Source organism: Streptomyces yunnanensis (assembly GCF_029011865.1).
GTDB lineage: Bacteria > Actinomycetota > Actinomycetes > Streptomycetales > Streptomycetaceae > Streptomyces > Streptomyces yunnanensis.
Genome location: NZ_CP095749.1, coordinates 5,884,994 through 5,904,765, shown reverse-complemented (window position 1 = coordinate 5,904,765; position 19,772 = coordinate 5,884,994). Strand labels below are relative to the sequence as shown.

15 protein-coding genes are annotated in these 19,772 nt (G+C 74.9%); 8 read left to right on the top strand and 7 right to left on the bottom strand.

Translation table 11 applies throughout. The features are described 5' to 3' along the window. Positions 1-35: 35 nt before the first annotated feature. Entirely contained in the window at positions 36-1,805 is a 1,770-nt protein-coding gene (locus tag MOV08_RS25780) for a CocE/NonD family hydrolase (RefSeq protein WP_275309016.1), read from the bottom strand. A gap of 114 nt (positions 1,806-1,919) precedes the next feature. Here MOV08_RS25780 and MOV08_RS25775 point away from each other — a divergent pair, with 114 nt between their 5' ends. Further along, a complete protein-coding gene (locus tag MOV08_RS25775; RefSeq protein ID WP_275309015.1) occupies positions 1,920-2,669 on the top strand; it encodes a TetR/AcrR family transcriptional regulator in 750 nt (249 codons plus the stop codon). Positions 2,670-2,741: 72 nt separating this feature from the next. On the opposite strand, the gene MOV08_RS25770 is transcribed toward MOV08_RS25775, so the two are convergent. From MOV08_RS25770 to MOV08_RS25760, 3 genes are all read right to left on the bottom strand, one after another. Then, a complete protein-coding gene (locus MOV08_RS25770) occupies positions 2,742-3,839 on the bottom strand; it encodes a dienelactone hydrolase family protein (RefSeq protein WP_275309014.1) in 1,098 nt (365 codons plus the stop codon). Positions 3,840-4,100: 261 nt separating this feature from the next. Beyond that, positions 4,101-4,859 carry a GntR family transcriptional regulator gene (locus MOV08_RS25765; protein ID WP_039635947.1) on the bottom strand — a complete coding sequence of 253 codons (759 nt, stop codon included), beginning with the start codon at positions 4,857-4,859 and terminating at the stop codon, positions 4,101-4,103. Between the two features lie 55 nt (positions 4,860-4,914). Beyond that, the gene (locus MOV08_RS25760; protein ID WP_275306313.1) at positions 4,915-5,811 is read right to left on the bottom strand and encodes an IS982 family transposase; all 897 of its coding nucleotides are present in this window, start codon (positions 5,809-5,811) and stop codon (positions 4,915-4,917) included. 235 nt (positions 5,812-6,046) lie between these two features. On the opposite strand from MOV08_RS25760, the gene MOV08_RS25755 reads away from it, so the two are divergent. Continuing rightward, positions 6,047-6,463, top strand: a complete 417-nt coding sequence (locus tag MOV08_RS25755) for an ATP-binding protein (RefSeq protein WP_275309012.1) — start codon at positions 6,047-6,049, stop codon at positions 6,461-6,463. A 21-nt stretch (positions 6,464-6,484) separates the two neighbouring features. Here the strand turns inward: MOV08_RS25755 and MOV08_RS25750 are convergent, their stop codons facing one another. Further along, positions 6,485-8,476, bottom strand: coding sequence for a glycosyltransferase family 2 protein (locus MOV08_RS25750; protein WP_275309010.1), 1,992 nt, complete (start codon positions 8,474-8,476; stop codon positions 6,485-6,487). 148 nt (positions 8,477-8,624) lie between these two features. Between MOV08_RS25750 and MOV08_RS25745 the strand changes: the two genes are divergently transcribed. From MOV08_RS25745 to MOV08_RS25735, 3 genes are all read left to right on the top strand, one after another. After that, entirely contained in the window at positions 8,625-11,303 is a 2,679-nt protein-coding gene (locus tag MOV08_RS25745) for a YfhO family protein (protein ID WP_275309008.1), read from the top strand. A gap of 73 nt (positions 11,304-11,376) precedes the next feature. Then, complete coding sequence (locus MOV08_RS25740) at positions 11,377-12,369, top strand: glycosyltransferase family 2 protein (RefSeq protein WP_275309006.1); 993 nt, start codon at positions 11,377-11,379, stop codon at positions 12,367-12,369. Further along, entirely contained in the window at positions 12,369-12,818 is a 450-nt protein-coding gene (locus tag MOV08_RS25735) for a GtrA family protein (RefSeq protein WP_275309004.1), read from the top strand. The genes MOV08_RS25740 and MOV08_RS25735 overlap by 1 nt, the downstream gene beginning before the upstream one ends. On the opposite strand, the gene MOV08_RS25730 is transcribed toward MOV08_RS25735, so the two are convergent. Beyond that, a complete protein-coding gene (locus MOV08_RS25730) occupies positions 12,815-14,995 on the bottom strand; it encodes a PIG-L family deacetylase (protein ID WP_275309002.1) in 2,181 nt (726 codons plus the stop codon). The genes MOV08_RS25735 and MOV08_RS25730 overlap by 4 nt on opposite strands. 349 nt (positions 14,996-15,344) lie before the next feature. Here MOV08_RS25730 and MOV08_RS25725 point away from each other — a divergent pair, with 349 nt between their 5' ends. Further along, positions 15,345-17,024, top strand: a complete 1,680-nt coding sequence (locus MOV08_RS25725) for a serine/threonine-protein kinase (protein ID WP_275309001.1) — start codon at positions 15,345-15,347, stop codon at positions 17,022-17,024. A gap of 65 nt (positions 17,025-17,089) precedes the next feature. Here MOV08_RS25725 and MOV08_RS25720 read toward each other — a convergent pair whose 3' ends face one another. Continuing rightward, positions 17,090-17,725: a TetR/AcrR family transcriptional regulator gene (locus MOV08_RS25720; protein ID WP_039635937.1), complete on the bottom strand. Its 636-nt coding sequence runs from the start codon at positions 17,723-17,725 to the stop codon at positions 17,090-17,092. A 155-nt stretch (positions 17,726-17,880) separates the two neighbouring features. On the opposite strand from MOV08_RS25720, the gene MOV08_RS25715 reads away from it, so the two are divergent. Together MOV08_RS25715 and MOV08_RS25710 are read left to right on the top strand one after the other, a co-directional pair. Continuing rightward, on the top strand, positions 17,881-18,822 hold the full coding sequence (locus MOV08_RS25715) for an ABC transporter permease (protein WP_275309000.1): 942 nt from the start codon (positions 17,881-17,883) through the stop codon (positions 18,820-18,822). Between the two features lie 4 nt (positions 18,823-18,826). Further along, positions 18,827-19,630 (top strand): ABC transporter ATP-binding protein, encoded by an 804-nt coding sequence (locus tag MOV08_RS25710; protein WP_275311889.1) that lies wholly within the window; start codon positions 18,827-18,829, stop codon positions 19,628-19,630. Positions 19,631-19,772 lie beyond the last annotated feature (142 nt).

The following is a 19,772-nucleotide window of genomic DNA, read 5'->3' as shown; positions in this document are numbered from 1 at the left end:
CGCTCCCCTTCGCCGGGGGCGGGCGGCCCGGCGTTTCAGCGCCCGGCGGTCGGGGGTTCCGCGGTCGCGGGCAGCTCCAGCGCCGACCCCGGGTGGAGTTCGACCCGTACGGGGCCGGCGCCGGCGTGGCCGGTCGGCGGCGCGTACCGCGGGAACGCGCCGCCGCTGATCTGTAGCCGCACCCGGTGCCCGGCGGCGAACCGGTGCGCCGCCGCGGTCATCGGCACCACCGCCACCACGGCCGTCGGCGTCCCCGTCGAGTCCGCCGCCCCGGCCCGCGGGATCACCCGCACCAGCCCGTCGCACACGTTCACCGACCGGCCCCGGGCGTCCACGTCGCACAGCCGCGCGAAGACGTCGAAGGGCCGGCCGGCGGGGGCGCCGTCCGCGCCGTCCGCCGTGACCCGCAGCCGCGCGGCGACCGGCCCCAGCACCTCCAGGGGCTCGGCCAGCACCGGCCCGGTGAAGGTCAGCACGTCCGCCCGGGCCTCCAGCGACCGGTTGTCGCGGCGCCCGGCGCCCGGGGAGAGCACCGGCCCGCCGAGGGACGGGGTGGGGTCGGCCGGGTCGTGGCGGAACTCCCCCACCGGCGCGGTGTCGGCCGGGGCCGCCGCGGCGGCGGGCGCCCGCGGCCCGAGCCGGCCGCCGGGGCCGAGGTACCAGCGGTCCGCCGCGCCCGCCGCCGGCGGCCACTGCGCGAGGTCCCGCCAGCCGCCGCCGTCGCCGGGGCCGTCCCCGCCGACGTGCACCCGCACGCGGGTGGGCGGCAGCCCGGCCCGATCGCCGCACAGGTGCGCCCGCAGCCAGGCCAGGCTCGTCGCGAACACCTCGGGCCAGCCCTCCTGGAGCGCCGCGTTGTGCGTCCAGGGCCCGACGAGCAGCGTGGTCTCGCACCCGGCCCGGCGTAGCCGCCGGTACTGCGCGAGGTTCTGGTCGAGGAAGACGTCCTGCCATCCGGCGATCAGGCAGGTGGGCACCGTCGGCAGTTCCGCGGCCACCGCCGGCGACGCGTCCCGCCAGTACGGGTCGGTGCGCTCCGGTCGCTCCAACGCCTCGGCCAGCCACGGCAGTTCGGCCGCCGGTCCGGACGTGTGCGGGGCCGGCTCGCGGTGCGCCCCGCGCAGCCACCGGCGCAGCCGCAGCGCCGCCCGCAGGAACGGCCGCCACCCCTGGTGCTGGTGGGCCATCCCGATGCCCGACACCAGCGCGTTCTCCAGATGGACCGCGCCGCCCGCGTGGAAGTAGGCGTGCGGGTCGTTGAACCCGACCTGGGTCACCATCGCCCGCAGCTCCGGCGGGGGGTCGGCGGCGAGCGCCCACTGGGTGTATCCCAGGTAGCTGGCTCCGATCGTCCCCAACGTCCCGTCGAACCACGGCTGTTGCCGCAGCCAGGCCACCGTGGCCCGGCCGTCCGCGGTCTCGTTGCGCCACAGGTGGAAGGCGCCGCCCGACCCGCCCGTGCCGCGGCAGCTCTGCACCACCACGTGGAACCCGTGCTCGGCGAAGAGGATGCCGTAGAGCGGCGCCCACGGCGCTCCTCGCCCGTACGGCGAGCGCACCAGCAGCGTCGGGAACTCCCCCGGCGCCCTCGTTCCGTCCGGTCGCGCCGCGCCCGCCCGGGACTCCCCTGCGGTCCGCGGGAAGTAGTGATCCGTCAGCAGGGGGGCGCCGTCCGCGCCCGGCACCACCAGCCCCGCCTCGCATCCGACCCGGTAGGGCCCCTTCGGCACCTTCCGCCAGGTCGCCCGCATCCATCGCGCGCCGCGCGCCGGCCGTCCCTCCGGTGCGGTCCACCCCTCCGCCATCGCCACCCCTCCCGCCTCGACCACATTCTCGTACGTCGTACGAGAATAGCGGATGCTTGGATGGTGTCCCCACGCCCCGCCCACCACCCACGTCCGCGAGAGGAGCGCCGCACCGTGCCCGCATCCCCCGGCGACCGGCCCGGCGCCCCGGGCGCCGACCCCCGGCAGCTCTGGCTGACCCCCGACCGCCCCCGCCGCGGTCGCCGCCCCGCCTTCAGCCGCGAGGCGATCACCGCCGCGGCCGTCGCCCTCGCCGACGCCGAGGGGCTCGACGCGGTCACCATGCGCGCGGTCGCCGCGCGGGTCGGCGCCGGCGTGATGTCCCTCTACAGCTACGCCCCCGACAAGGAGACGCTGCTGGAGCTGATGGTCGACCACGTCAGCGGCGAACTCCTGCCGCCCGCCCCGCTCTCCGGCGAGTGGCGCGCCGACCTCAAGTCCGTCGCCCGCCACCAGCGTGCCCTGATGCTCCGTCACCCCTGGCTGCCGGCCGCCCTGACCGCCCGCCGGACCCTCGGACCGCACACCCTGGCGTTCCTGGAGCACGCCCTCGCCGCGCTCCGCCCGCTCCCCCTGGACGGCGCCGCGAAGCTGGAGGTCTTCAGCCTCCTCACCGGCTTCGTGACCTCCCACGTCGGCCACGAGCTCGCCCGCGCCGCCACCGCCGACTCCGCCGACCGCGCCGCCGCCGAGGCGGACTACCTCGCCGCCGTCGCCGCCGACGGCCACCACCCCGAACTCGCCCGGGCGTTGGCCGCCCCCGGCCGCCCCCTCACCCCCGAGGCCACCTTCACGCGCTTCCTGGACCGGCTGGTGGACGGGCTGGACACCCGGCCGGAGGGGGCGGCGCGGCCGGGCGGGTGAGCGACGCGTCCGCCCCGCCGGACGGGATCCGGCGGGGCGGCGGGGCGCACGGGTCGGCGCGCCGAAGGGGCCTCAGTTCCCCGCGTCCTGGCGCCAGGGGCGGACGAACGCGTGCAGGGCCCGCCGCGCGGCCGGGGCGATCACCGCGTCGTCGGCCGGGGTCCCGGCGGGGTGCAGCAGGTGGTCGAGGCCGGGCAGGACCCGCAGCCCGGGGCCGGTGGTGCGGGCGGCGGCGAGGGCGGACAGCAGGGCCGGCGTGGTCCGGCACGGCACGTTGGTGTCCTCCGTGCCGCAGGTGACCAGGGTGCGGGTGCCGGGCGCGACGCCGCGGGCCACGGACGGCGGGTAGAGGGCGTCGTCGCTGCGCACGAAGTCCGCGTTGACCGGGCCGAACATGCCGTCGAGGGCGGCGGCGACGTCGGGCAGCAGCCCCGCGGTGTCCACCGGACGCCCGGCCCGGAAGTCCGCTATGGCCCTGGTCACGCCCCTCTTGTTCGACGCCGCCCGGGCGGCGTCGAGTTGTCCCGCCGCGACCGCCCGGTCCAGGGCGCCCGCCAGCTGGAAGTCGACCATGTCCAGCAGGTGCATGTCCTGCGGGGCGATGAGCGCGAGCCCGGCGGGCTTGACGGCCACCGCGCGGTCCACGAGCAGCGCCCGCAGGCCGCCCTCGCTGTGCCCGACCACCAGCAGCGCGCGGGGATCGGCTTCCGGCTGACGGCGCAGGGTGTCGTACGCGGCCACGGCCTGGCGGGTGTAGGCGGCCATGTCGGGGGCGCCGGGCCCGCCGCCCAGGCCCGTCCGCCCGGAGCCGTACTTGTCGAACCGCAGGCTCATCACGCCGTCCTCGCCGAGGGTGTCAGCGAAGAGGGAGAGGGTGTGCGGGGTGAACGTGGGCGGCACGTCGCCGTTGCGGTCGGTCGGGCCGCTGCCGGGGATCAGCAGCGCCGCGGCGAGCCTGCGGCCCGGCCGGTGGGCGGGGACGTGCACGGTGCCGCGGGCCGTGGTGCCGTCCACGGTGAACTGGACCTCGCGGTCCTGTGCGGGGACGACAGCGGCGGCCCGGGGGGCCGCGGACGCCCCGGCCGCGCCTAATACCGGCCCGGCGGCGACGGCGACCGCCGCCGCGAGCGCGGCGAGCGTCCTGCCACGCCGAGGGGTGCGCGAACGCATGGGATCTCCCTGTGGGTTGAGGCGGTGTGAGGAGACGGGGAGCGGTGGAGGACCGAGGACGGTCCACAGAGCCTCCCGTCGGATTGTTCTAGCTTTTATAGAACAACTTGGCACCGCGGGGCTACGGGAAATACGCCAAGAACGCGACAAGGAAGGGGGGTTGAGCACCCGGCGCCGAGAGCGCAGGGAACACGGGGAGCGCGGGGAGCGCAGGCAGCACCGGCAGCGCCGACAGGACTCGCTGCGCTGCCGGCGGCGGTCTCACGCGTCGAAGCCGTACTCCAACACGTACGACGCGGCGTCGAGCGTCATCTCGTTGAACTCCACGGGGCGCCCTTCGTCCGCGAAGGCCGTCCGGTGGATGAGGATCACCGGCGTGCCCGGGGAGATGCTCAGCTGCTCCGCCTCCTCCTTCGTGGGCATCCGGGAGCGGATCTCCTCGCGGAAGTGCACCGGCCTGGAACCGAGTTCGGCGAGCCGGGCGTACATGCCGCCCGGTCCGGTGTCCTCGTGGGCGATGGCCGATCCCGCGGCCAGCGACGCCGGGAGGTAGCTCGTCGCGAGCAGGACGGGCTTCTCCTCCAGCACGTAGCGGCGGCGGCGGACGCAGACGGTGTCCTCGCCGCCCAGGTCCAGGACCTTCCTGACCGCCTCCGGGGCGGCCTCCTCCGACACCGCCACCTGGTCCACGACCACCCGGCGGTTCTCGGCGTCGGCGGACCAGATCGAGCGGCCGGCGCCCCACTGCTCGCGCGCCAGCCGCTGGATGCCCTGACGCCGCAGCGGGCGGAAGGCCCGTACGAAGACGCCGGCGCCCTTGCGGGACTCGGCCAGCCCTTCGTTCTGGAGGACGCCCAGCGCCTGACGCGCGGTCATGCGCGCCACGCCGTGCGCGGTCATCAGGTCGTTCTCGCCCGGGAGCCGGTCGCCGGGGCCGTAGGTGCCCGCCCGGATCGCCTCGCGCAGCGAGTCCGCGATCCGCTGGTACTTCGGCCGGCGGTCGCCCTCGGTGCTGGCCATGCGGGAGCCCTCCTCTTCCTCTCTAGACACCCTAGACGAGTCTTTCCGAACACGTTTAGTGGTCGTAGGCGGTCAGTGAGCGGCTGACCGCCTGGCCGGTCTGGAAGTTGTGCCAGATCGCGGTGGCCAGCGCGAGGACGCGCTGCGCGACGCGCACGGCAACGCCTTCGCATGTGCGGCCGCCGTGTTGTTCCAGGTCAAGCTGGCCCTTGAGGGTGTCGTTCACCGACTCGATCAGCTGGCGGACCTTCTTGAGCATCGGCTCTCCGGGGCGGGCGGCCTCGCGTTTCATCGACGGCCGCAGCAGCGAAATGCCGTGCTCGGACAATGACCGCTCGAAGGCTCTGGACGCAAAGCCCTTGTCCGTGATCAGCAGCAGGCCGGGCCGCTCACGCACGAGCGGGGCATCGACCTCCAGCATGGCAGCCAGGACTTCGCGCTCGTCGATCTTCGGGCTGGCCAGGGCCCACAGGACTGGCATCCCGGTTGGGGTGCACACCAGGAACAGCCGCAGCCCCCAGTAGAACCGTGAGTGGGACGAGCAGTAGCCGTAGTTCGCCCAGCCCGCCACCTCCGACCGCTTCACCGTGGGCCGCGACGTGCCGCAGGGCACGGGGGTGGAGTCGCAGAGCCACACGGTGTCATGCCAGAAGTCTGTGTCCCTGGCCAGGACCCGGATGAGGCGTTTGACCTGCGGCAAGGCCGCCCGCAGGCGCTTGTTGTAGCCGGCGTCCTGCGGGATGTACGGGAACATGCCGCGGTAGTGGGCGCGTACGTGCCGCAGCCAGCGGGCCTCGCTGTGGAAGCCGAGCAGGGCCTGCATGACGGCCAGGCACAGCAACTCGGAGTGGCTCAGTTTCGGCGGCCTGCCTGGCAGTCGGGCGATCCCGGCCGAGTCATCGTCGATCTTCACGTACAGTGCGGTTACGAGGGTGGTCAAGTTCGTCGTCACAAACGGATCTTGAGCACCCTCGTCTCATGCCCGCAGGCATTCGGAAAGACTCGTCTAGGCCATGGGTGCGCCGCCAGCACCGTGCGTGCGATTGCAGAACTCGCCTCCCATCCTCTCTAGAGAGCACATTGACGTCTCTAGAGAGGAGCGCTCTAATAAATATGTCTAGAGATGTTGCATCGCGCCTGCTCCCCCGCGCGGAACCCAGCGAGCGAACCAGTGAACCGAGGTCCTGATGGCCGTCACCGTTCGTCCCACCGGACACCCTGAATACACCCAGACCCTGCCGTGCGCGGCCGAAAGTGCCGCCCCCGCCCGCATCCTGGTCCGCACGGCCCTGACCGCCTGGGGCCTGCACTCCGTCATGGACAGCGGAGCCCTGGTCGTCACCGAACTCGTCGCGAACGCCGCCCGGCACACCCGCGCCTGCGCCGTACGGGTCACCGTCACACGCCCCGCCGGGACGGTGGTCCGCATCGCGGTCGTGGACACCTCCCGGCGCATCCCCGAAGTCCGCGTGACGGGCATCGACGACGAGTACGGGCGGGGCCTGGCCCTGATCGACGCGCTCTCCCAGCGCTGGGGCTACGAACGGCTCCCCTGGGGCAAACGCGTCTGGGCCGAGCTGCGGCGCGAGAGCGACCCGCGCTGAACGACGGCGCCGCGCGGGGCGTCAGCGCCCCGGCGCCGGCACGGTGAGCGTCAACGGTCCCGCGCCGTCGGCGCTTCGGACCGGGAGTTCGCGCCGGAGGCCGCCCGCGGTGAGGCGGAGGGCGACCCGCCAGGTGCCCGGGGGGCCGCTGCACAGACGGGAGCGGGCGCGGTAGCGGTCGCCGGCGGCGCGTTCGACGGTGGTGCGCAGGGCCACGCAGCGGGTGGCGTCGCGCAGCACGAACTGGAGGTCGGCGTCGACGGGGCAGCCGGGGAGGGTGAGGCGGGCGGTGACCGTGGCGCGGCCGGCGCGGGTGCAGGCCGCCTCGCCCCACAGGTCGGCGCCGAGCGGGCGGCGGGCGCCGTCGTGGTCCAGGTCGAGGTGGAGGTGGCCATGCGGGGAGGAGAGGAAGAGCGCGGCGACGGTGGGGCCGTCGGGGCCGTGGCCGACGACGCGGGGGGCGGTGTCGGTGGCCGGCGCGCCGCCCTCGGGGACCAGCCAGACCTCCCGGCGGAGGGCGGCGGCCGGCTCGGCGGCCGTGGCATCCGCGCCGCCCGCCGCGACCGCGATCTTCAGGCCCCAGACGCCCTCCGCCAGCGGTGCGCCGTGGGCCGCGGCGGCCGGGTCGAGGGCGGCGTGCCAGGCGCCGTCGGGGCCGTACGCGGCGGGGACGCGGAGGTGGGCGCCACTGCGGTGCAGGACGAGATCCACCTGATCGGTGCCGACGTCGCCGGCGGCGCGGAGGGCCGCGGTGCCGTGGAGGTGGAGGACGCCGCCGACCCACTGGAGGTCGGTCAGGCGCTGGCGTACCGCGACGCGGTCGGTGAGGTCGTAGAGGGCGTCCGGCAGCGGGTGGTCCGGGTCGCGGAAGTGGGGGTAGGCGGCGTAGGCGCGGCCGTCCTCGACGAGGGGCGGGCCGGGTGCCGGGCCGGGGCCGGAGTCGGCCCGGACGACGGCGTCCAGTTCGGTGGCGAGGCCGGCGCGCAGGCAGTGGGCGCGGAGGCGGAGGCCGGGCGGGAGGGCGCCGAGCACCCGGTCGGTGAGGTGGCGGTCGACCAGGGGGCGGGCGGCCTCGCGCATCGCGCGGCGGCCGGCCTCGTCCCGGGCGAGATAGGAGGCCGCGAACGGCATGAGTATCTCGCCGTGGAAGTGGCGGACCATCAGCTTGTCGCGGTCCGGGCCGGGCGGGACCTCGGCGGCCAGGACGGCCAGGACGGTGTCGATGTAGGCGAGGTAGCCGGGCCAGTCCATGTCCTGGCGGGAGGCGTTGCTGTCGTCGTCGCGGCCGTGCAGGTAGTAGCAGTCGTAGTCGGCGAGGACGGAGACGGTCCCGGCGCGCAGCAGGGCGGTGATGCCGAAGGGGAGGTCCTCGCCGAGCAGGCGGCCCTCGACGAAGCGCAGGCGGTGGCGCTCGACGAAGGAGCGGCGGAAGAGCTTGTAGGCGGCGAGGGTCCAGTAGACGGGCGAGTCGAAGACCGAGACGCGGGGGCTGGTGGTGCGCAGGTCCACGGGGGCGCCGCGGCCGTCCACGCCGACGATGCGGCCGTAGACGATGTCGGAGTCGTGTTCCTGGGCCATCCCGACGAGGCGGGCCAGCGCCTCGGGGCCGAGATGGTCGTCGGAGTCGAGGAAGAAGACGTAGTCGCCGGTGGCGCGGTCCAGGCCGACGTTGCGGGGCCGGCCGGCGCCGCCGGAGGCGGGCTGGTGGACGACGGTGAGGCGGGGGTGGGCGGCGGCGGCCTCGTCGAGCCAGGCGCCGCTGCCGTCGGTGGAGCCGTCGTCGACGGCGATGATCTCGATCCGGTGCGGGTCGAGGGTCTGCGCGAAGACCGAGCCGAGGCTGCGGTCGAGGTAGCGGCGGGTGTTGTGGACCGGCACGATCACGGTGACGGTCGGGTCGGGGCGGGCCCGGTCGTCGCGGCCGTCGGCGCTTTCGAGGCCCGTGGGCTTCTCAGAGCGCTCGGGGTTCTCGGGGTGGTCGGGGTGGTCGGGATGAGCGAAGTTGCGGGACACGGGAACAGTGGCCTCCGTTCCTTCTCTGCGGGTCCTCGCCCTACCCCGCCCCCTCCGGGGTAAAACGGACTATCAAGACATCAAGCCATATAAATCGTTCGCTGCCTGTCTGCGCGCGGAGCACCGCGCCGACCTCAAAGGAGCGCCGGTGAGCCCGACACCTTCCGCACCGCAAGAGGGGGTGCGGGCCCGGGAGGTTGCCCGGACGCCGTCCGGCGCGGCGTGCGCCACATCCCCGGCCGGGATCCGGCGGTGGCCGGCCGCGCCCGGGCTCGCGGCGCTGCTGTCCATGGGCGCGTACTGCCTGGCGCTGGCCGTCCACGGCAGCTATCCGTTCGGGCCGCGGCCCCGTTCCGTGAACGATCTGGGCAACCAGTTCGTGCCCTTCCACGCCCGGCTGTGGGACCTGCTGCACGGCGGCGCCCACGGGGACCTGTTCTTCAACTGGGGCAGCGGGTACGGCGTCCCGTTCCTGGCGGACTTCGTCACGTATCTGATGAACCCGTTCTCGCTGCTGGTGGGGGTGTTCCCGCGGGCCCTGGTGGATCTGCCGGTGTTCCTGGTGACGCTGCTGAGCATCGGGCTGGGCGCGGCGCTGATGACCGTCCTGCTGGGGCGGCTGCGCCCCGGGCCGGGGGTGCTGCGGGCGCTGCTGGCGGTGGGGTACGGGCTGTGCGCCTGGGTGCTGAACGACGGGTACGCCGATCCGATGTGGATGTGGGGGCTGGTCTCGCTGCCGCTGCTCGGGATCGCGGCGGACTGGTGCCTGCGGCGGGTGCGCTGGGTGGCGGGGACGCTGCTGGTGGCGGTCGCCTTCGCCGGGAACTTCTACACCGCGGCGATGGCCACGTTGGCGACGGGGCTGGTGCTGGCGGTGCGGATGACGACCAACGCCGACGAGGGCGCCGACACCGGCGGGCGGCTGCGGGTGGTGGGCCGGGCGGCCGGTATGACGGCGGCCGGGGTCGCGCTGGCCGCCCCGGTGCTGACGGTGTCGCTGCGGGCCAGCCGGGTCGCCCAGCCGCCGCCCACGGCGGTGTACGGGGGCCGGCCGCCGCTGCTGGACCAGCTGGCGCAGTTGCTGCCGGGCGGGCACGGCGACGTGCCGGCGCCCAACGTCTTCGTCGGGGTGCCGGCGCTGCTGCTGGTGGCCGCCTTCCCGTTCGTCCGGGCGGTGCCGGCGCGGGTCCGGATCGGGTGGTCGCTGCTCGCGGCGGGGATCGGCGCCTCGTTCGTGTGGAAGCCGACGATCCTGCTGTGGCACGGGCTGGCGCTGCCCAACGGGAGCCCGTACCGGGCCGCCTTCGTGCTCAGCGGGGTGCTGGTGATGATCGCGTGGCTGGCGCTGGCACACCGCCCGCGGGCGCGCGAGCTGGCCGCGGGGGCGGCGCTGGTCGCGGTGCTGCTGGGCTGCTGCCGGCACCGGAGCGCGGTGGGCGGCGCCACCTGGCTCGTGGTGGCGGGCGGCGGGGCGGTGATCCTGGCGGCGCTGGTGGCCCTGGCCCGCCTCGGTGGGCGGCCCCGGGCGCGACTGGCGGCCACCGCGGTGCTGGCCGGCGCCGCCACGCTCACCGCGGCGTACACGGCGTTCTCGGTGGCGGCCGTCCGGGACGGGATCCCGTGGTTCCGGCCGAAGCTGACGATGACCGAGGGGTCGCTGGCCACCCGGCGGGGGCTGATCGCCCGCGACGACTGGCCGCGCTCCCGTACCGACCCGGGCCCGCACGAGTACGCGAACAACGATCCGCTGCTGCTCGGCGGCGAGGGCGGCGCGTACTACAGCAGCTATGTGCCCGTGGCGACCGCCCGGGCGCTGCACGGCCTGGGCGCCGGCTGGTACATCCGGGGCCGGCACACGCTCAGCTTCGAGGACCCGGTGGGCCGGGCGCTGATGGGGGTGAGCAGCGCGCAGTCGATGCCGCCGGCGGGCGGGCCGCGCGGCCGGTACACCGTGGTGCGCGACCGGCCGGCGCCGCTGGTGACCGTGCGGCGCGGGCCGCTGCCGGGCCCGGGCAGCGGCCCGGACACCGTCTTCGCCCGCCAGGAGCGGGTGCTGGGCGCCCGGGTCTACGAGGTGCCGCGGCTGGTGCCGGCCGCCGGCACGGCCCCCGGCCCGGCCCCGGAGCGCGCGCCCGGCGGCTGGCTGCTGCCGGACCGCCCGCTGCCCACCACGGACGCCGGGGCGCTGGCCGCGCCGAACGCCGGGACGGCCTTCACCGCGCGGTGCACCCCCGGCAGCGTGGCGCTCTGGTACGCGCCGTGGTTCGGGGGCGAGGTCGGCGGGCCGGGCGGGACCGCCCGGGCGGTGGGCCGGTGGGACGTCACCGCCAATCCGCTGGGGCGGCTGGGCACCGTACCGGCCGACGGGGTGGTGCGGGTGTGGTTCGCCGGGCAGGGCCGCCCGTACGTGCCGGAGCGGGCCGTCGGCTGTCTCTCCCCGGGGCGGCTGGACGCGGCGGTGCGGGCCCTGGAGGGGCCGGTCCGGCTCACCGCGGGCGGTCACGGGCTGACCGCGACGCTGCGCCCGGGGGCCGCGGGGACCGCGGTGCTCGCCCTGCCGGCGGTGCCCGGATGGGGCTGTTCGGTGGACGGCGGTCCGGACCGGGCGCCCGGCGCGTTCGGCGGGCTGCTGGCCGTTCCGCTGGCGCGCGGGGCGACCCGGCTGAGCTGTGCCTACACCCCTCCGGGCCTGGCCGCGGGGCTGGCGACGAGCGGGGCGGGGGTGCTGGTGGTGGGCGCGGTGGCCGGTGCGGCGCGCGTCCGCCGCGGCCGGCGGCGCCCCATTCCACCCCCCTTCTCAAATAGTGCATTTCGCCCAAATTCGTAGAATTGCCTTTCAGGGGACGGCCACGTCGACCGCCCCCCGAAACCCGGCGAACCCCCGGCGAAACGGCCCGCTCATGAAGCTCTCCATCGTCGTGCCCTGCTACAACGAAGAGGCCGTCATAGGCCGTTTCGACGAACAGCTGCGCGCGGTGCTCGACCCACTCGCGGTCGAGTACGAGCTGTGCTACGTGGACGACGGCAGCCACGACGGGACGCTGCCCCGGCTCCGCGCCCTGGCCCACCAGCACCGCGGCACCACCCGCTACCTCTCCTTCAGCCGCAACTTCGGCAAGGAGCCGGCGATGCTGGCCGGGCTGCGGACCGCCACCGGCGACGCGGTGATCATCATGGACGCCGACCTCCAGCACCCGCCGGAGCTGATCGAGAAGATGCTCGACCTCTACCAGCTCGGCCACGACCAGGTCATCGCCCGGCGCAGCCGGGACGGCGACCGGCGGCTGCGCACCGTCCTCAGCCGCCTGTACTACCGCGCCGTCAACACCTGGATCGACGTCGAACTGGTCGACGGCGCGGGCGACTTCCGGCTGCTGTCCCGCAAGGCGGTGGACGCGCTGGTCTCGCTGCCCGAGTACAACCGCTTCTCCAAGGGGCTGTTCTCCTGGATCGGCTTCGACACCGTCAGCTTCGACTACCGCAACGCCGCCCGGGAGGCCGGGGAGACCAAGTGGCGCTTCGGCTCGCTGGTCAACTACGGCATCGACGGGATGATCTCGTTCAACTGCCGTCCGCTGCGCGCCGCCATCTACACCGGGCTGGGCCTGGCGTCCCTCGCCACCCTCTACGCCCTGTGGGTCATCGGTGTGGCCGTCGTCGGCGGGGTCACCGCGCCCGGCTATGTGACGCTGGTGGCCATCATCGTGGGGCTGGGCGGCCTGCAGATGGTGATGCTCGGGCTGATCGGCGAGTACATCGGGCGGATCTACTACGAGACCAAGCGCCGGCCGCACTTCCTGGTCAAGGAGAGCGACGGCGCCACCCCCACGGCCGCCGCGGCGCGCGCGCCCACCCCCTCCGGGACCGCCGCCGTGGGCCCGCGGTCCCCCTGATGCGCGGCCCGGCCGCGGCGGTCCCCTGGGGGCAGGTGGCCCGGTTCACGGTGGTCGGCGGCGTCAACACCGCGACCTTCTACGCCTGTTACCTGCCGCTGCACCGGCTGCTGCCGTACTTCGCGGCCTACACGACCGGCTTCGTGCTCAGCCTGGTCGGCTCCTTCTTCCTCAACACCTACTTCACCTACCGCACCCGCCCCACCTGGAAGAAGTTCCTGCTCTTCCCGCTGACCCAGGTCACCAACTACGCGGTGCAGAGCGCCGGTCTGGTGGCGCTGGTGAGCTGGCTGGGGATGAACAGCGTGGCCGCGCCGCTGGCCGCGGCCCTGCTGGCACTGCCGGTCACCTTCGTCGTCTCCCGGCGGATCCTGCGGCCACCGCGCCGCCCGGACGGCGCCTGTGACCAGCCCGAGTCGCCGCCGGTGCGCTCCGGCCGACCGGCCTAGGTCGCGCCCGCAGCCCGCCAGGCCAGGAACGGCGCGGTCTGGCCGGCCTTCTGCTGGCGGGCCGCGTACAGCCGGCCGTCGTTGCCGAGGGCGACCAGCACCGCCCGCCCGGCCGTGTCCTGGGCCACCCCGGCCGCCGCCGAGTGCGCCAGTGCGCACCGCTGCCAGGGCTTGGGCGCGGCCTGCGCCATCGCCACCCGGACGTCGCCGGCGTCGTCCCGGGCGGCCAGCACCATCCGGTCGTCGCGGCCGGCCGGCGCCAGCGCCACCCGCCCGTAGCCGCCGGCCCGTTCGCACTGCCCGGCGACCCGCCAGGTGCCGAGCGCCCGCCGCCGCTCGGCGATCAGCACCCGGGCGGTCATCGACTGTCGGTAGGCGATCCGCACCATGCCGCCGGCCAGGGGGACGACGCTGACCGGACCGCCCGGCTCCGGCAGCCCGGTGGCCGCGCCGGGCCGGGGCTTCTCCCCCGGCTGCTTGGACACCCAGTGCTGCACCGTCCGGACGCTGGGCGCCACCAGGTGGATCAGCCCCCCGGTGTCCACACACGCGTCGATCCCGTCGACGACCTGCGGGGACGCCCTGAGGGTGCCGACCCCGGCCGGCCCCTCCAGCCGGTCCCAGGGCGACCACTGCGCACCGTCCGGCCCGCTGCGGTGGCCGATCCCGCCGTCCCAGGTCCGGACGAAGACGTGCACGGTGCCGTCCGGCGCCGCCACCGCGGCCGGGTAGCCGACCTCCAGCGACCGGACCGGGTCCGCTTCCGGGGACCCCAGCGACGCCCAGTCCCCGAAGGCGGGCACCCCGCCCCGGCCGGTGCCGGTCTGCCGCGCGGTGACCAGCTCGCGGTGGTGCTCGGTGTCCGGCCCCGGCAGGACCGTCCGGGACGCGAACAGCTGGAGCGTGCCGTCCGGGTGGCGCACCGCGTGGATCTGACTCTCCAGCGACTCCCCGCCGACGAGCGCCGGGGCGCCGAACCGGCCGCTGCCCGGCGCCGTCTCCGCCCAGCAGTACGCGGCCCCGCCGAGCACCGCGAAGGCGGTCAGCCGCCCGTCCCGGGCCGGCCGCACCCAGGCGTTGGAGCCGGGGGCGCGCAGCCGGGTGCTGCGGGTCCAGTTCCGCGGGCTGCCGTTGAGGGCGGTGTCGCCGACCTTGCGGTCGCCGCAGCCGGCCGGGTCGGCGCAGGGGCGGTGGTCGGCCCAGCCGTAGATGTTCAGCGTGCCGGCCTTGCGGCGGGCGGTGGACAGGTCGAGGTCGTTCGGCAGGACGCCGAGTTCGTAGCCGAGGTAGTTCTCCACGAGGGTCGGGGCGGGGGCGCCGCGTCCCCAGTGGCGGGCCAGCGCCGCCTGGGTGAAGTGGGCGGAGGCGGTGTGGTCCTGGTGGTCGAGGTAGCGCAGCCCGGCCAGCCGCGGGTCGCGGGTGGGCAGCGGCGGCTTGTCGGAGTGCACCGCGTTGGGGTCCAGGGTGCGCACGACGGTGGGCCGGACCCAGTCGAGGACCTCGGCCAGGGTGTCGGTGACCTGGTCGCGGGTGTAGCGGAACTGCCGCTGGACGGGGCTGCCCTCGGGGCGCAGCGTGGGCAGTGCGTCGATCACCCCGAGCCAGAGCCCGCGCAGGCTGGTGGCGCGCGGCAGGTAGACCGCGCGGGCCTCCACCAGCTCCACGAAGACCAGCTGGTGCTGGGGGGCGGCGCGCAGCGTCTGGACCTCCACCTGGAAGCCGGACAGCAGGGTGCGGGCCTCGGCGTCCCAGACGCTCTCCTCGTCGCCGGTGGCCATCTGGGCGTGCGCGGCGAGCAGACCGTTGGCCCGGGCCCGGGCGAAGGCCGACCGGTCGGGGGCCACATGGTCGTGCAGGGTGCTGCTGCGGGGCGCGTTCCGGCCGTCGGACTCACCGCCCGTCAGGCACACCGTGACGGTCCGCGCGCCGCTGCGGATGGCCTGCGCCAGGCCCGGGTTCATGAAGAACAGGCCGTCGTCGGGGTGCGCGATGACGTGCAGGAACACCTGCTCGGTCGGTTCCTCGACGGACTCCTGCGAACGGGCCGGCGGGGCCGGGCGGGTGCCGTCCGGGGACAGCCAGGCCCAGACGCCGGTGCCCGCGGTGCCCGCGAGAACGGCACCGCCGGTGGCCTGAAGCAACCGGCGGCGGGAGACGAGCGGTCCTGACCGGGGCACATCCTCAAGTATTTGCGGGCCCCGGCGATCCCGCGCGCCCGCGGTGCCCGCGGCGGCACCCCCGCGCAACGGACACCGGGGCTCACCCACCCCGCACGACAACCCTTTCGGGTGAACGCCCGTCAGTCGACCGACGGGCGCGGCGCCGGCGGGCCACCGCCGCGCGTCCCCGCGCCCCCGCCGACCCGGCCGGCGGACTGCCCGCGCCGGCCCCGGAGTTGGCGTCCTGGTCGTTCCGCCGGACAGGCGTACGGATAACATCCCCCGGTAGTTCTCGATCGGGGGGTGGCTCCACATCAGCACGCACGACGACGTCTTCAAACCCCTGCGCGCCGAGGATCCGCGGGAGGTGGCCGGCTACCGGCTGCTGGCGCGGCTCGGCGAGGGCGGCATGGGGTCGGTGTACCTCACCCGCACCCGCGGCAACCAGCCCGCCGCACTGAAGGTCATCCGCCGGGAGTTCGGCCAGGACCCGGACTTCCGCAGCCGCTTCGAGCAGGAGGTCAGGGCCGCCCGCCGGGTGCAGGGCTACCACATCGTGCCGGTCCTCGACCACGACACCGGCGGCGAACTCCCCTGGCTTGCCACGGCGTTCATCCCCGGCCTGCCGCTCGACGAGGCGCTGCGGGACGGCCCGCTGCCGCTGCCGGCGGTCTTCCAGCTGATCGGCGCGGCGGCCGGCGCGCTGGGCTCGGTGCACGCCGCCGGGGTCGTCCACCGCGACCTCAAGCCCAGCAACGTGCTGCTCGGCCCGCAGGGCCCCTACGTCATCGACTTCGGCATCGCCCGGGCCGCCGACGCCACCCAGCTCACCCGCAGCGGCGGCTTCATCGGCACCCCGCAGTACATGTCCCCCGAGCACGCGAACGGCGCGCAGGTCACGCCCGCCGCCGACGTCTTCTCGCTGGGCCTGATCGCGGCGGTCGCCGCCACCGGCCGGCACCCGTACGGGGACGGCGCGGCGATCACCGTCGCCGCCCGGATCGCCAACACCGCGCAGGTCGCCCCGGACCTCGACGGCTACCCGGACGCGCTGCGCCCGCTGCTGAACCGCTGCCTGTCCGCCGACGCCCGACTGCGGCCGACGCCGGCCGAGTTGGCGGAGCTGTGCCGGGCGGCGTCCGGGCGCGGGCCGCGGGACTTCGACGGCTGGCTGCCGGGCGCGGTGGCCGCCGAGATCGCCCGCCGGGAGCGCGCCGCCAAGGAGCTGCCGGAGCCGCCGCCGGCCGCTGCCCCGCCGCCGCCCGGCTACGCCCCGACCCAGGGCCCCGCCGGCCACACCCCCACCCGGGGCACGGGCCCGCACGCCGCCCCGACGCAGGACGGCACCGGCCCGGTGCCCTCGCCGCCGGGCGGCCCGCACGCGATGCCCACGGTCGGCCCCGGCGCGCCCGCGGCCGGCAAGCGGCGCAGCCCCGTGCTGCGGGCCGCGGTCGGCGCGGTGGCGCTGATCGCCGTGGCCGGCATCACCTGGACGGTGGCGCGCGCCGGCAGCTCGGGCGTGGACACCCCCGACCACCGGTCCACCGCCGCCCCGTCCACCACCCCGTCCTCCGACCGGCACAAGAAGGGCGGCGACACCTCCGGCCCCCCTGCCGACCAGAACGCCGGCTACCAGGTCGTCTTCAAGGACCGCCCGTTCGCGCTGCGCGCCCCGGCGGCGGCGGACTTCAACTACATCGACCTGGACGTCCCCAAGGCCGTCCCCGGCGCCCAGATCGACGAAGCCCCCTACGAGATCACCTACAACGGGGTGTCCGGGATCGGGCTGGAGTTCCACACCCCCATGGGCCGCAGCACCGGCCGCACCGCCCAGGCGTGCCTGGACGGGTCGCACACGGACGTCCTCCCGAAGCAGGTGCGCCGCGAGGAGCTGGACAAGGCGCAGACGATCCACGTGGGCACCCTGCTGTGTACGGAGACCACGGACCGAAACCTCGCGATGATCGAGATCACCGGCATGAGCCCGAACCACGAGAGCAACATGCCGGACTTCGCGACGAAGGTGACCCTCTGGAAGAAGGACTAGGGCGGTTCTGAAACGGGGCGGGGCGGCCGGAGGGGATCCGGCCACCCCGCCCGCACCCGCTCCGCCTACTCCGCGCCCAGCGCCGCCGTCACCGACCCGGCGAGTGCGTCGAGATACCCCGCGGGCACCTCGTCGCGGACCACCAGCAGCCGCCAGTACAGCGGCCCGGTCAGCAGGTCGAGCGCCAGCCGGGGATCCACGTCCGCCGGCAGCTCGCCGCGCTCCACCGCCCGCGCCACCACCGCCGCCGCGACACCCTCCTGGCTGTCGTGCAGGGCGGCCTTGAGCGCCTCGGCCAGCTCCGGGCTGCGCGCCGCCTCGGCGAGCAGGTCCGGGATGATCTGCGAGGCCATCGGGTGTCCCAGCGCCCGGGCCGCGACCTCCAGCACCATCCGCACATCGCCGCGGAGCGACCCGGTGTCCGGGGCCGGCAGCCCCGCCGCGGCGACCGCCGAGACCACGTCCAGGACCAGGTGCAGTTTGGAGCGCCAGCGCCGGTAGACGGCGGTCTTGCCGACCCCGGCCCGGCGGGCGATGCCCTCGATGGACATCCGGGCGAAGCCGACCGCGGCCAGCTCCTCGAAGACCGCCGCGCGGATCGCGGCGGTCTTGTCCTCCCGCAGCACGGCGGCGCCGGCCGGGGCCCGGCGCGCCCCGGATGCCGCCGGGCCTCTCTCGCTCTCGGTGCCGTTCTTTGCCATGCCTTGATCCTAGCGGCACGACGCTACGGTTGCGTTTCGACGTGACCTCGCTCTAGTCTCGGCGTCGCGACGATACGGACCCGTTCCGTCGTCGTCCGGATCCTGCCGTCCCCGCGACCGCACTCCGAAGCCCTCGTACGAAAGCGAATGGCCGCATGCCCCAGACCCTCGCGCCCCCGGCCCCCGAACCGGCCGCCGTCCGACCGTCCGGATCCGGCACCGCGCCCGACGCGGAGCTGAGCGCCCTGGCCGAACGCCACGGCCTCACGGTGAGCGGCGCCCGCCCCTCACTGGCCGCGTACACCCGCCAGCTGTGGCACCGACGGCACTTCATCACCTCGTTCGCCACCGCCAGGCTCACCGCGATGTACACCACCGCCAAGCTCGGCCAGCTGTGGCAGGTGATCACCCCGCTGCTCAACGCCGGCGTCTACTACTTGATCTTCGGTGTGCTGATCGGCACCCGGAAGGGCGTCCCGGACTACATCCCGTACCTGGTGACCGGCGTCTTCGTCTTCACCTTCCTGCAGAACTCGGTGATGGCCGGCACCCGGGCGATCTCCGGCAACCTCGGCCTGGTGCGCGCCCTGCACTTCCCGCGCGCCTGCCTGCCGATCTCGTTCTGCCTGGCACAGCTACAGCAACTGCTGTACTCCATGGGCGTGCTGATGGTCATCCTGCTGGCCTTCGGGCAGCTGCCGACCTGGTCCTGGCTGCTGGTCGTCCCGGCGCTGGCCCTCCAGTTCGTCTTCAACACCGGCCTGGCGATGGTCATGGCACGGCTCGGCGCGCGGACCCCGGACCTGGCGCAGCTGATGCCCTTCATCATGCGGACCTGGATGTACGCGTCCGGCGTGATGTTCAGCATCAGCGTGATCCTCAAGGGCAAGCACCTCCCGCAGATCGTGGTGGTGCTGCTGAACGGCAACCCCGCCGCGGTCTACATCGACCTGATGCGCTTCGCCCTGATCGACAGCTTCACCCGACACCAACTCCCGCCGCACGTATGGGCGTTCGCGGCCGGCTGGGCGCTGCTCGCGGGCGTCGTCGGCTATGTGTACTTCTGGAAGGCCGAGGAGCGGTACGGACGTGGCTGAGCACATGACGGAAGACCAGGGCGGCACCCGCCCGACGGCAGCGGACGAGGCCCGCATCCCGACCGTGATCGCGGACGATCTCCACATCGTCTACCGGGTCTACGGCACCGGTGCCGGCAAGGGCAGCGCGACCGCCGCGCTCAACCGCATCGTCCGGCGCCGCCCCTCGGTGGGCGTGCGCGAGGTGCACGCGGTCAAGGGCGTCTCCTTCACCGCCTACCGCGGCGAGTCGATCGGACTGATCGGTTCGAACGGCTCCGGCAAGTCGACCCTCCTCAAGGCCGTCGCCGGACTGCTGCCCGCCGAGCGCGGCAAGGTCTACACCCACGGCCAGCCCTCGCTGCTGGGCGTGAACGCCGCCCTGATGAACGACCTCACCGGCGAGAAGAACGTCCTCCTCGGCGGCCTGGCGATGGGCATGAGCCGCGAACAGGTCCGCGCCCGCTACGACGACATCGTCGACTTCTCCGGCATCAACGAGAAGGGCGACTTCATCTCCCTGCCGATGCGCACCTACTCCTCCGGCATGGCGGCCCGACTGCGGTTCTCCATCGCCGCCGCCAAGGACCACGACGTGCTGCTGATCGACGAGGCACTGGCCACCGGCGACCGGGCCTTCCAGAAGCGCTCCGAGGCCCGCATCCGCGAACTGCGCGAGGAGGCCGGCTCGGTCTTCCTCGTCAGCCACAACAACAACTCCATCCGCGAGACCTGCGACCGCGTCCTCTGGCTCGAAAGGGGCGTCCTCCGCATGGACGGCCCCACCGACGAAGTCCTCGCGGCCTACGAGGAATTCACCCACGCCTAGCAGCCCCCTCCCCCCTTCCCCCCCCGCACGAGCGCCGGACGGCCCCCACCCGACCGGCGCTCCCGCCATTCCCGGCCCACAACTCGGGCCCGCCCGGCCGGCTCTTCCCACCCCTGCCGCACACCGCGCACCCGGCAATTCC

Coding starts and splice junctions, on each gene's coding strand:
- MOV08_RS25765 (WP_039635947.1), bottom strand. CDS start 4,859: ATGGCCAGCACCGAGGGCGACCGCCGGCCGAAGTACCAGCGGATCGCG.
- MOV08_RS25780 (WP_275309016.1), bottom strand. CDS start 1,805: ATGGCGGAGGGGTGGACCGCACCGGAGGGACGGCCGGCGCGCGGCGCG.
- MOV08_RS25755 (WP_275309012.1), top strand. CDS start 6,047: ATGGCCGTCACCGTTCGTCCCACCGGACACCCTGAATACACCCAGACC.
- MOV08_RS25720 (WP_039635937.1), bottom strand. CDS start 17,725: ATGGCAAAGAACGGCACCGAGAGCGAGAGAGGCCCGGCGGCATCCGGG.
- MOV08_RS25715 (WP_275309000.1), top strand. CDS start 17,881: ATGCCCCAGACCCTCGCGCCCCCGGCCCCCGAACCGGCCGCCGTCCGA.
- MOV08_RS25740 (WP_275309006.1), top strand. CDS start 11,377: ATGAAGCTCTCCATCGTCGTGCCCTGCTACAACGAAGAGGCCGTCATA.
- MOV08_RS25770 (WP_275309014.1), bottom strand. CDS start 3,839: ATGCGTTCGCGCACCCCTCGGCGTGGCAGGACGCTCGCCGCGCTCGCG.
- MOV08_RS25735 (WP_275309004.1), top strand. CDS start 12,369: ATGCGCGGCCCGGCCGCGGCGGTCCCCTGGGGGCAGGTGGCCCGGTTC.
- MOV08_RS25710 (WP_275311889.1), top strand. CDS start 18,827: ATGACGGAAGACCAGGGCGGCACCCGCCCGACGGCAGCGGACGAGGCC.